General features: G+C 70.6%; 10 protein-coding genes. 6 read left to right on the forward strand and 4 right to left on the reverse strand.

Annotated elements, in window-relative coordinates; translation table 11 throughout:
* Window position 1: 1 nt before the first annotated feature.
* Window positions 2-847 carry an alpha/beta fold hydrolase gene (locus tag AC1Q5A_RS14540; RefSeq protein ID WP_492701819.1) on the reverse strand — a complete coding sequence of 282 codons (846 nt, stop codon included), beginning with the start codon at window positions 845-847 and terminating at the stop codon, window positions 2-4.
* Window positions 844-1,899 (reverse strand): ferrochelatase, encoded by a 1,056-nt coding sequence (gene hemH / locus AC1Q5A_RS14545; RefSeq protein WP_492701821.1) that lies wholly within the window; start codon window positions 1,897-1,899, stop codon window positions 844-846. Before hemH ends, AC1Q5A_RS14540 begins: the two co-directional genes overlap by 4 nt.
* 96 nt (window positions 1,900-1,995) lie before the next feature.
* Here hemH and AC1Q5A_RS14550 point away from each other — a divergent pair, with 96 nt between their 5' ends.
* The 4 genes from AC1Q5A_RS14550 (at window position 1,996) to tatC (ending at window position 4,184) form a co-directional block, all read left to right on the forward strand.
* Window positions 1,996-2,685, forward strand: coding sequence for a lipid-binding SYLF domain-containing protein (locus AC1Q5A_RS14550; RefSeq protein WP_492701823.1), 690 nt, complete (start codon window positions 1,996-1,998; stop codon window positions 2,683-2,685).
* Window positions 2,686-2,746: 61 nt separating this feature from the next.
* Complete coding sequence (locus tag AC1Q5A_RS14555; protein ID WP_492701825.1) at window positions 2,747-2,986, forward strand: twin-arginine translocase TatA/TatE family subunit; 240 nt, start codon at window positions 2,747-2,749, stop codon at window positions 2,984-2,986.
* Between the two features lie 27 nt (window positions 2,987-3,013).
* The gene (tatB, locus tag AC1Q5A_RS14560) at window positions 3,014-3,439 is read left to right on the forward strand and encodes a Sec-independent protein translocase protein TatB (protein ID WP_492701827.1); all 426 of its coding nucleotides are present in this window, start codon (window positions 3,014-3,016) and stop codon (window positions 3,437-3,439) included.
* Complete coding sequence (gene tatC / locus AC1Q5A_RS14565) at window positions 3,426-4,184, forward strand: twin-arginine translocase subunit TatC (protein WP_492701829.1); 759 nt, start codon at window positions 3,426-3,428, stop codon at window positions 4,182-4,184. The genes tatB and tatC overlap by 14 nt, the downstream gene beginning before the upstream one ends.
* A gap of 159 nt (window positions 4,185-4,343) precedes the next feature.
* Here tatC and AC1Q5A_RS14570 read toward each other — a convergent pair whose 3' ends face one another.
* Together AC1Q5A_RS14570 and AC1Q5A_RS14575 are read right to left on the reverse strand one after the other, a co-directional pair.
* The gene (locus AC1Q5A_RS14570) at window positions 4,344-6,518 is read right to left on the reverse strand and encodes a primosomal protein N' (RefSeq protein ID WP_492701831.1); all 2,175 of its coding nucleotides are present in this window, start codon (window positions 6,516-6,518) and stop codon (window positions 4,344-4,346) included.
* Between the two features lie 402 nt (window positions 6,519-6,920).
* Complete coding sequence (locus tag AC1Q5A_RS14575; protein ID WP_492701833.1) at window positions 6,921-8,117, reverse strand: DUF3667 domain-containing protein; 1,197 nt, start codon at window positions 8,115-8,117, stop codon at window positions 6,921-6,923.
* A 106-nt stretch (window positions 8,118-8,223) separates the two neighbouring features.
* Between AC1Q5A_RS14575 and AC1Q5A_RS14580 the strand changes: the two genes are divergently transcribed.
* Both AC1Q5A_RS14580 and sppA read left to right on the forward strand, forming a co-directional pair.
* Complete coding sequence (locus tag AC1Q5A_RS14580) at window positions 8,224-9,609, forward strand: MATE family efflux transporter (RefSeq protein WP_492701835.1); 1,386 nt, start codon at window positions 8,224-8,226, stop codon at window positions 9,607-9,609.
* A gap of 39 nt (window positions 9,610-9,648) precedes the next feature.
* Window positions 9,649-11,529, forward strand: a complete 1,881-nt coding sequence (sppA, locus tag AC1Q5A_RS14585; RefSeq protein ID WP_492701837.1) for a signal peptide peptidase SppA — start codon at window positions 9,649-9,651, stop codon at window positions 11,527-11,529.
* Window positions 11,530-11,768: the final 239 nt, after the last annotated feature.

Consider the following 11,768-nt stretch of genomic DNA (forward strand, 5'->3'; position numbering starts at 1 on the left):
ACTACGCTGCAGGCGAGGCCCAGTCGGCCACGGCCTGCGGGTGTTCGAGATGCAGATGGTGGCCGCCTTCCATGTGGCTGACCGCGATGTCCGCCACGCAGGCGGCGCGCGCCTGCATCATCATCGCAGGCAGGTAGGAGGTGGCCGGCTGCGCCAGCAGCAGGGCGGTGGGTGCGGCGATGCCGCGCAGCAGCGCGTGCAGCTGCGTTTCGGCCATCCGTACCGCGCTGGGGCGGGTCAGCCGCGGGTCGCTGCGCCAGCGCCAGCCGCCGTCGGTTTCGAGCAGGCCGCGCTCGACGATCGGCCGCGCGAGGTCAGCGGGCAGGCCGCTGGCCATGCTGCGCGCGCTGGTCGCCTGCTCGACGTCGCGGAACACCCGCAGCGGCTTGCGGTTGTCGTTGCGCGGCGCCAGCGCATCGCGGAAGCGCTGCAGCGTGTGCGAGCCGTCGTCGCCGAGCGGGCCGAGGCCTTCGATCAGCAGCAGCCGCTCGATTCGTTCGGGGCGCGCCGCGGCGACCAGGCTGGCGACGCCGGCGCCCAGCGAGTGGCCGAGCAGGGCGAGACGCGGCAGCTGCAACGCGTCGATGGCGGTCAGCACCGCCTGCACGTAGTCGACGTAGTGGTAGGCCGCGCCGGGCGCCAGGTGGTCGGAGCGGCCGTGGCCGGGCAGGTCCAACGCGATCACCTGCCGGTGCGCGGCCAGCCGCGGCGCCAGCAGCGCGAAGCTGCCGGCGTTGTCGAGCCAGCCGTGCAGTGCCACCAGCGGCGGCAGGGTGTCGTCGCCCCACACCTGTGCGGCCAGCGCCAGCGACGGCAGCGCGACGCGGCGTTCGGCGGGCGTCGTCACGCGGCGGCTTCCGGCCAGCCCTGGAGATGTCGTCGCGCCAGCGCGGCGAGGCTGCCCACCTGCGCGGCGCTGTCGTTCAGCGCGGGGATGTAACGCAGCGCCTCGCCGCCGGCGGCGGTGAAGAAGTCGCGGTTCTGCATCGCGATCTCCTCCAGCGTCTCCAGGCAATCCACCGCGAAGCCGGGGCAGGCCACGTCGAGCGTGCGCACGCCGTCGGCGGCGAGCCGGCGCACGGTGGCATCGGTATACGGCTGCAGCCAGCGCTCGCGGCCCACCCGCGACTGGAAGCTGACGATCATCCCGTCCTCGTCCAGCTGCAGCCGTTCGCGCAGCAGCTGCGCGGTGCGTCGGCATTGTTCCGCATAGGGATCGCCGAGCTGCACGTAGCGCTCGGGAATGCCGTGGAACGACAGCAGCAGTTTCTCGCCGCGGCCGTGCGCCGCCCACCAGCGCTCGATGCCGGCGGCCAGTGCCTCGATGTGGCCCGGGTCGTCGTGGTAGTCGTTGATGAAGCGCAGCTCCGGCGGCCAGCGCAGCCGCTTGAAGGCGTCGGCGACCGCGTCGATCACCGAGCCGGTGGAGGTGGCCGAGTACTGTGGATACAGCGGCAGCACCAGCAGCCGTCGCGCGCCGTCGCGCTGCAGTTGCTCGATCGCGTGCGCCACCGACGGTTCGCCGTAGCGCATCGCCAGCGCCACCCGCAGCGTGCCGGGCTGCTGCCGGTCCAGCTCGGCCTGCAGGCCGGCCGCCAGCGCCTCGCTGCGGTAGCGCAGCGGCGAGCCGCGTTCGTCCCAGATCCGTGCGTAGGCGTGCGCCGAGCGCCGCGGCCGTACGCGCAGGATCACGCCGTGCAGGATCAGCCACCACAGCCAGCGCGGGTAGTCGATCACCCGCGGATCGCCCAGGAATTCGGCCAGGTACGGCCGCACCGCCCTGGCGGTCGGCGCGGTCGGCGTGCCGAGGTTGACCAGCAGCACGCCAGCCTGAACGGACGGAACGGCCGGCGCACCGGAATCGTCGGCAACGCCGGTATAGTGGTTGCTGCGTGGCATCGTGACAGCCGTGGCCGCTGGAGCCGTGCAGTCTGCCACAAGCCCGGCGTACCGCGTGGCGCCGCGCCTTCCCCCGAACCCGAGTGGAGCTGCCCCATGTTGAAGACATCGCTGCAACGCCTGCTGCTTGCCGGACTGGCCCTGCTGTTGCCGGCGATGGCCGTGCACGCCGAGGATCCGCCGCTGGTGCGTGCCACCAACGCGGTGCGCGTACTCAACGACATCATGCAGGCACCGGACAAGGCGATCCCGAAGGACCTGCTGCAGAACGCCCGGGCGATCGCGGTGATCCCGGACATGATCAAGGCCGGCTTCATCTTCGGCGGCCGCCGCGGCGAGGGGCTGATCTCGGTGAAGAGCCCCGACGGCACCTGGTCCAACCCCAGCTTCGTCACCATGACCGGTGGCAGCGTGGGCTTCCAGGTCGGCGTGTCGTCGACCGACGTGATCCTGGTGTTCCGCACCCAGCGAGGCGTGGATTCGATCGTCAACGGCAAGTTCACCCTGGGTGCCGACGCCTCCGCCGCGGCCGGCCCGGTCGGGCGCACCGCCACGGCCTCCACCGACGCGCAGATGAAGGCCGAGATCTACTCGTACTCGCGCAGCCGCGGCCTGTTCGCCGGCGTGGCGCTGGACGGCTCGGCACTGCGCATCGACTACGACGCGAACGTCGCCATCTACGGCGCCGGCATCACGCCGCGACGCATCTTCGAAGGCGGCGTCAGCAACGTGCCGGCGCCGGTGGTGGATTTCCGCGACCGGCTTGAGGAGTACACTTCGCGCTGATACGGAAGACCGGCGCGCCGCGCGAGGGGGTTTCCGGTCCGGTCCGTTTTCGAGGTAAGACATGAGCATCTGGCATCTGATAATCCTGCTGGTCGTGGTGGTGGTGATCTTCGGCACCGGCAAGCTGCGCCACATCGGCTCCGATCTCGGCAACGCCATGCGGGATTTCAAGAAGGGCCTCAACGGCGACGAGGACGAGGCCAAGCGCAAGGAAGAGGCCGAGCGCCTGCGCGCCGATCCGCCGGCCGGCTCCGCCGACAAGGCGACGCAGGGCCAGCGCGACTCCAGCGACACGAAATAAGCTTCGGCGACGGGCGGGTTTGCGGCGATGATCGAGATCAGCTTCGGCAAGCTGGTGCTGCTCGCGCTCATCGCGCTGATCGTGCTCGGCCCGGAGAAACTGCCGGGCGCCGCGCGCACCGCCGGCGCATTGCTGCGGCGCATGCGCAGCGGCTGGGACGACGTGCGTGCCGAGGTGGAGCGCGAATTGCAGGTCGAGGAGATCAAGCGCGCCGCGCGCGAGGCCGCCGCGAAGGCGGAGGCGGCGCAGGCGGAGCTGGATGCCGCCGTGCAGAAGGTGCGCGACGTGCAGCACGTCCTGGCGCCGAATGACGCAGCCGTGACCGGCGCGGCGCCGGCCGACCCCGCCGCCGCAGAGGCCGCGGCGGAAAGCGCGCCGGACCCTGCCACCGGCGACCTGTTCGCGGGCACCGCTGCCAAGGCCGCCGGGGAGCCGCCACATGGCCACGCCTGAGCCCGAGGTCGACCTGCAGCAGGGTCTGTTCTCGCACCTGCTGGAACTGCGTTCGCGGCTGCTCAAGGCCAGCGCCACCGTGCTGGTGGTGCTGCTGGCGCTGGTGCCGTTCGCCAACCACCTGTACACCGAGTTGGCCGCGCCGCTGGTGGCGCGTCTGCCCGCCGGCGCGCACCTGATCGCCACCGAGGTGGCCAGTCCGTTCGTCACCCCGCTGAAGCTGGCGTTCTACGCGGCGCTGTTCATCAGCATGCCGATGATCCTGTACCAGCTGTGGGCCTTCGTCAGCCCGGGCCTCTACAAGCACGAGAAGCGCCTGGCCCGGCCGCTGCTCGCTGCGGCGCTGGTGCTGTTCTACATGGGCTGCGCGTTCGCCTATTTCCTGGTGCTGCCCGCGGCGTTCCGCTTCCTCACCGCGATCACCCCGCAGGGCGTGGAGATGATGACCGACATCACCCACTACCTCGATTTCGTGATGCTGATGTTCTTCGCCTTCGGGCTGTGCTTCGAGGTGCCGGTGGCGGTGGTGATCCTTGCCGCGGTGGGCGTCGTCGACCTGGACAAGCTGCGCAGCAGCCGGCGCTACGCCATCGTCGGCGCGTTCGCGATCGCCGCCTTCATCACGCCGCCGGACATCACCTCGATGATCATGCTGGCGGTGCCGATGTGCCTGCTCTACGAGCTGGGCGTGCTGGCGGTGCGCTGGCTGGTGAAGCCGGGCTCGCTGAAGCCCGGCGCGGGCTGAGAGGTTGTGAGTTTTTCAACCTCTCAGACCGGCCACGGAGGGCCGGGCATGAAACCGTCACGCTAGTGTCGGTTTCATGTGAGCGAGTCCGGGCGTGTACCGGACTCGCGACAGAAGAAAACCACAGGAGGTGGTTTTCTTCACAAGCTCTGAGCGCGCTCAGTACAGGTCGATCGGGTCGACGTCCAGCGACCAGCGCACCTTGCGCGCGGCCGGTAGTGCGCCCAGCGCGAGCTGCCATGGTCGCAGCATCGCGTGCAGCGCCTGCCGGCTGGCCGCCTCCAGCAGCAGCTGGCCGCGATGGCGGCCCGCGCGCAGCGGCATCGGCGCGGGCATCGGCCCGGCGACCTGCAGTCGATCGTCCGGCGCCAGCGCAGCGTGCGCCGCGGCGAGGAAGGCCTCGACCAGTTCGCGCTGCGGCGCCTCGGCGCGCAGCAATACCTGGTGGCTGTACGGCGGCAGCCGGATCAGCCGACGCTCGGCCAGCAGTTCGCGCGCGGCGGCGGCGTAACCCTGTGCCAGCAGGCTGCGCAGCAGCGGGTGTTGCGGCTGGTGCGTCTGCAGCAGCACGCGGCCGGGCTTGCGCGCCCGTCCGGCGCGGCCGGCCACCTGCACCACCAGCTGCGCCAGCCGTTCGCCGGCGCGGAAGTCGATGCTGTGCAGGCCCTCGTCCACGCCCACGATCGCGACCAGGGTGAGGTTGGGCAGGTCGTGGCCCTTGGCCAGCATCTGCGTGCCGACCAGGATCGCCGGCTGGTCGTCGCCGAGCGTGGCCAGCAGTTGCTCGAATGAATCACGGCGGCGGGTGGTCTCGCGGTCCACGCGCAGCACCGGTACCTGCGGGAACTGCGCGAGCAGCGCTTCCTCCAGCCGTTCGGTGCCCTGGCCCTGTGCTTTCAGGTCGCCGGCGCCGCACGCGGGGCAGGCGGCCGGCACGCGCTGGCGGTAATCGCAGTGGTGGCAGATCAGCTGGCGCCGGCCCGCGTGCAGGGTCAGCGGGCGTTCGCAGCGCGGGCAGCCCGCATGCCAGCCGCAGGCGTGGCACAGCAGCACCGGCGCGTAGCCGCGGCGGTTGCGGAACACCAGCGCCTGCTCGCCGCGCGCCACCGTCTCCGCCACCGCCGCCAGCAGCGCCGGCGACATGCCGTGCTCCAGCCGCTGCGCGCGCATGTCGATGATCTGTACCTGCGGCGGCCGCATCGCGCCCGGGCGCGCGCGCAGGTGCAGCGTGCGGTAACGGCCGGCGTCCGCATTCGCCAGCGATTCCAGCGAGGGCGTGCCCGAGCCCAGCAGCACCGGCACGCCCAGCGCGCGGGCGCGCACCAGGGCCAGGTCGCGGGCGTGGTAGCGGAAGCCTTCCTGCTGCTTGTAGGCGCCGTCGTGTTCCTCGTCGACGATGATCAGCCCGGCCTGCGGCAGCGGCGTGAACACCGCCGAGCGGGTGCCCAGGATCACCCGTGCGCTGCCGGCGCGGGCGCGCAGCCAGGCACGCGCGCGATCGCCTTCGGACAGGTTGGAATGCAGTACCTCGATGCTTACCCCGAGCCGTTCGCGCAGGCGCCGCACGGTCTGCGGCGCCAGGCCGATCTCCGGCACCAGCAGCAGCGCCTGTTGGCCCTTGGCCAGCACCTGCTCGATCAAGGCCAGGTAGACCTCGGTCTTGCCGCTGCCGGTGACGCCGTCGAGCAGGAACGGCTGGTAGCGGCCGAGGCTGGCATCGACGGCGGCGACCGCCTGCTGTTGTTCGTCATTGAGTGGCGGGGCCGTCGATGGCGGCAGCGGACGAGCGGGCGGCGGCCGTTCGCTGCGCTCGAGCAGGCCGGCCGCGGCCAGCCGGCGCGCCGCCTCGCGCCAGCCGGGCTGGCGTTCGCCCAGCTCCTGCGCGCCCAGCGCACCGCCGGCCAGCAGGGCCAGCAGCGCCTTGCTGCCGCCACGCCGGCTGCCGGCGTCGTGGGCGCTGTGGCCGGCGCCGGTGAGCGACCAGTATTCGTCGCCGATCGGCGGCAGCGGCTTCGCCTCGCGCAGGGCCAGCGGCAGGGCGTTGGCATAGGCCTCGCCCGGCGCGCCGAGCCAGTAGTCCGCGGCCCAGGCCAGCGTCTGCATCAGCTCGGCGTCGAGCAGCGCGTCGTCGTCGAGCAGTCGCAGCGCCTGCTTCAGGCGGCCGCCATCGACCGCCGCCTCGGCCTCGATCGCCACCACCACGCCGACCAGCCGGTGCCGGCCGAACGGCACCTGCAGCCGGCTGCCCACGCGAGCCTCGCCCGCCGCGGGCGGAAGGTAATCGAACAGGCTGGGCAGGGGAACCGGCAGGGCGACGCGGAGGACGGCGGGCATGGACTACCTCGTGACGGCACAGTGTAGCTGCGGCCGTCCGCCGGGCCCGCGGCGAGGGTGGCGATGGGAAGCGTGGCGTACCTGCTTGAGTTGCGTGAACTTGCTGTCCTGTTGTCGAGGAATCTGGGCTAAGTGGCTTTCCCTGGGAAGTTTTTGCGTTTATCCACAGTAGTTGTGGATAAGTCTGTGGATGCAGCGGGGAGGGGGAGCCTCAAAGGGCGTCGTGGCGCCTTTTTCGTCAGTCTGACGAGGTTTTGGTCAGGTGGTAAATACCTTTACTATCAGTCGCTTGCAAATATCGTTGAGCGGCAGTTCACACAATTGACAAACAGCCCCCGGCTGCCTTGACAGGTTCATGACGCTGTGCAAAACCCATGCGGGCCAGCCGGTCGGTGAGCGGCCTCAGTGGGCCGCGCCGAGCAGTAAGGCGATCGTCAGCGCGACTATCAACAGCCAGAAGTAGCACCAGCCGATGCACCAGAATTTCAGCAGGGTCATCGGCCAGCCCTGGCGATAGACCCGTTTCTGCGTGAGCAGCAGGTAGACCGGAATCCACAGGATCAGCGCGGCCTGCAGCCAGCCCAGCGCGTGGCCAGCCCAGGCCGCATGCGGCTGCAGCCAGGTCGACAGCATGCCGGCGAGGGTGAGCAGCAGCAGGCTGAGGAACATGAACGCGTGGCTGTGCAGGGCCACGATCAGGTGTTCCATGTACAGCCGCCGGCGGAACACGTAGAACAGCCCGAGCAGAACCGCGAACAGCGGGATCAGCACGAACATGGTCGGCGGCAGGGTGCCGAACACGCCGTTGACCATCCGCTGCTTCGCCTCGGCGCTGGCCGCGGGATCGCCGTACCTGAAGATTCGCCAGTTGTCCTGGAGATGGTGGCCCAGCTCGGTCAGGCGCGCGTTGGCGGCGCCGGGAAGCCAGCGGATCCGCACCGGCGCCGATTCCTGCCGGATCCTCCGACGCGCGGCATCGTCCGGTGGAGTGGTGGCGGTTTTCGCGGCATCCGGCGGCTTCACCGCCACGGAAGCGGCCGGGGCCGGCGCCGCGCCGAGTTCGGTCAGGCGGCGATCGGCCTTCCGGCGCAGGTCGCGCTCGGCGACATCGGCCTGCTCCAGCAGGTTCGGCGGCAGCACGCCGGTCGCGCGGGCGCGCTGCAGATCGTCGAGCTCCTTCTGCAAGGCCTCACGCACCCCGGCCGGACTGGCTGCGGTTTCGATCGCCCGGCTGTCCACGCTCAGCAGGGGGCGGCCGTTCGCGGGCATCTTGCCGGTGACCTGGTCGACCGCCAGGTGGAACACGAAGAACGACAGCAGGCACAGCACGAACATCAGCCGGAACGGCGCGATGTAGCGCACCCGCCGGCCGGCGAAATACTCCAGGGTGAGGAAGCCGGGCTTCAGCAGCAGCGGCGGCAGCGTGTGCACGATGCGGCCGTCGATGTGCAGTACCGTCTCGACGGTTTCCTCGACCATGTGGTGCATCGGCTTCAGCACGCTGTGGATCGACTGTCCGCACTCGTGGCAGAACTCGCCCTGCATCACGGCGCCGCAGTTGGCGCAGTGCAATCCTTCGTGGCTGGTCAGCTGCTTCATCGCGGTTTCCGTCCGTCGCCGTGGGCGATCTTCGCACACGCCGGCGGCGGGGCGGCCGTGACCAATGGCTCAGGTAGAATGACCGGCCCTGGAGTCTGCTGCGCCGATGAAACGTTTCTCCCCCGAACGCGCCCACCTGCGGCACGAGGTGCGCGCCACCGTGCGCCTGGCCCTGCCGCTGATCGCCGCCCAGCTGGCTGCGGTCGGCAGCAACGTGATCGACGCGGTGCTGGCCGGGCACGTCAGTGCGCACGTGCTGGGTGCGGTGGCGGTGGGCGCCAGCATCTGGTCGCTGGCGATCGTCTGCGGCATCGGCATGATGATGGCGGTGCCGCCGTCGGTGGCCCAGCTGGACGGCGCCGGGCGCCGCGGCGAGGTCGGCGCGGTATTCCACCAGGCGCTGTGGCTGGCGCTGGGCATGGGCGTGTTGCTGTGGTTCGCGGTGCGCCACGCGGAGCCGCTGATCGAGCTGATCGGGGTGACGGCGAGCCTGCGCCACGACGTGCAGCGCTTCCTGCTGGCGATCAGCTGGGGCGCGCCGGCGCTGACCTGCTACTTCGCGCTGCGCGGCCTCTCCGAAGGGCTGTCGCTGACCCGGCCGTCGATGTACTTCAGCCTCGGCGGGCTGGTGCTGCTGGTGCCGCTGGGCTACGTGCTGATGTTCGGCAAGCTGGGCATCCCGCCGCAGGGCGCGCACGGCTGCGGCGTGGCCACCGCGATCGTGCTGTGGCTGGAAACGCTGGCGTTCGGCGTTTACGTGATCTTCCGGCGCAACTATCGCGGGCTGGGTTTGTTCGAACGTTTCGAGTGGCCGCACCCGCGCCGGATCGGCCAGCTGGTGCACATCGGCCTGCCGATGGCGGTGACCCTGCTGGCCGAGGCCGGCCTGTTCGTGGCCACCGCGCTGATCATCGCCACGCTGGGCGAGGACGTGATTGCCAGCCACCAGGTGGCGATCAACATCGCCTCGCTGTTCTTCATGATCCCGCTCGGCCTGGCGATGGCAATCACCGTGCGCGTGGGCAACGCGGTGGGCCGCGGCGATGAGCGCGGCGTGCGCTACGCCGGCTTCTGCGGGATCGGCCTGACCCTGCTCACCCAGCTGTTCTCGGCCGGCCTGATGCTGGGCTTGCCGCATTTCATCGCCGCGCTGTACACGCACGAGCCGAAGGTGATCGCGCTGGCCGCGCAGCTGATCATGCTGGCCGGGCTGTTCCAGTTCTCCGACGGCATCCAGGTCGCCGCGAACGGCGCGTTGCGCGGCCTCAAGGACACCCGCGTGCCGATGGCGATCACCCTGTTCGCCTACTGGATGGTCGGCATGCCGGTGGGCTGGTGGCTGGCTTTCCGCCACGGCATGGGCGCGCGCGGGATGTGGATCGGCCTGATCGCCGGGCTGTCGGTGGCGGCCGCGATGCTGTTCGCCCGCTTCTGGCGCAGCGCCTGGAAACCGCGCTGGCGCCGCCCATTGCCGATGACCGCGCCCGCCTGACCGGCTACGCTTGGTCCGACGATTCCGGATACCTACTACATGACGCTCCCACCGCCGCTACCGCCCCGCCGCAACGGTTTCCGGGCCTTCCTGCGCACGCTCGGGCGCGGCATCAACCTGCTGCGGCTGGTGATCATCAACCTGGTGTTCTTCAGCGTGCTGTTCGTGCTCGTGTTGCTGCTGGCCGCCGGCATCGCCGGCAGCCGGATGGAGCGCGCGGTGCAGGACGGCAGCGTGCTGGTGATCCGGCCGCAGGGCCGGCTGGTCGAGCAATACAGCATCGATCCGCTGCAGCGTGCGTTGGCCGGGCTGTCCGGCGAGGAGCCGAAGCAGGTGCAGCTGCGCGACCTGGTCGGCGCGATCGACGCGGCGGCGCAGGACAGGCGGATCAGCCGGATCCTGCTGCTGCCGGACGAACTGCAGGGCGGCGGCTTCGCGGCATTGCGCGAGGTCGGCGCGGCGCTGGACCGTTTCCGCGCCGCGGGCAAGCCGGTGCTCGCGTGGGCGGTGAACCTGGACCAGGGCCAGTACTACCTCGCCGCGCATGCCGACCGCCTGCTGGTCGACCCGCAAGGCGGCGTGATGCTCACCGGGCTGGCCAACTACCGGCTGTTCTACAAGGGCCTGCTGGACAAGCTCGGCGTCGACGTGCACCTGTTCCGCGTCGGCGAGTTCAAGAGCGCGGCCGAGCCGTACATCCTCGACCACGCCTCGGCCGAGGCGAAGCAGGCCGACAGCTACTGGATGGGCGGCCTGTGGGACGGCTACCTCGACGAGGTGGCGGCCATGCGCAAGCTTGACCCGGCGACGCTGCGCGACGACATCGACAACCTGCCGCAGCATATCGCCGGTACCCGCGGCAACCTGGCGCAGCTGGCGCTGGACCAGCGTCTGGTCGACGGCCTGGCCACGCGTGGCGAACTGATCGCGATGATGCGCAGGGAGGGCGTGCCGGCCGACAAGAAAGGCCACAGCTTCCGCCAGGTCGACCTGGGCCGTTACGCCGCGGGCCTGCCGCGCGACGGCGGCGCGTTCGCGCCCGGCGTGGCGATCGTGGTGGCAGAGGGCGAGATCGCCGGCGGCAAGCGCGCGGCCGGTTCGATCGGCGGCGAATCCACCGCGGCGCTGATCCGCAGCGCGCGCGAGGACCGCAGGACCAAGGCGCTGGTGCTGCGGGTGAACTCGCCCGGCGGCGAGGTGTACGCGGCCGAGCAGATCCGCCGCGAGATCGAGCTGACCCGCAGCGCGGGTATCCCGGTGGTGGTGTCGATGGGCAACGTGGCGGCCAGCGGCGGCTACTGGATCGCGATGAACGCGAACCGCATCTATGCCGAACCGAACACCATCACCGGCTCGATCGGCATTTTCGGCATGTACTACACGGTGCCGAACACGCTGGCCAAGCTGGGCATCCAGAGCGATGGCGTCGGCACCGGGCCGATGGCCGGCGCCTTCGACATCAGCCGCCCGCTCGACCCGAAGGTCGGCGCGGTGATCCAGGCGATCATCGACAAGGGCTACCGCGACTTCGTCGGCAACGTGGCGAAGGCGCGCGGCAAGAGCTACGAGGCGATCGACACGATCGCCCAGGGCCGGGTGTGGACCGGCAAGCAGGCGCTCGAGCGCGGCCTGGTCGATCGCCTCGGCGGCCTGGACGCGGCAGTCGCCGACGCGGCCGGCCTGGCCAGGCTGGGCAAGGGCTATCCGGTGCGCTACGTGGAGGCGCCGCTGGGCGGCTTCGAACGCTTCCTGATCGGGCTCAACCAGGGCGCCAGCGTGCGCCTGCTGCAGTCCTGGGGGGTACGCCTGCCGGCCTGGTTCGCCCAGCTGCCCGCGCTGGCGCCGGAACTGGAATGGCTGCGCAACGCGAAGGCCGGCACGCCGAACATCTACGCGGATTGCCTGTGCAGCCCGCGCTAGGAGCGTGGGCGGTGAAAACGTTCGTGGCGAAAAGGCCTCTGCAGGAGTCCATCCCTGGAAGCAGTCCGTGGCAGGCTCCGCGGGCGATGCCGTTCGTCACAGCATCGTAGGGCGGGCACTGCCCGCCGCCCCTGGCGCGGATCGTGGAAGAGCTGGCGGGCCGTGCCCGCCCTATGTATGGACTCGCCCCTGGTGTCAACCGCTGCGTGGGCAAGAAAGCACGGGCTGCATTTATGTAT

Source organism: Rhodanobacter sp. GW835-FHT13D09 (genome assembly GCF_058793995.1).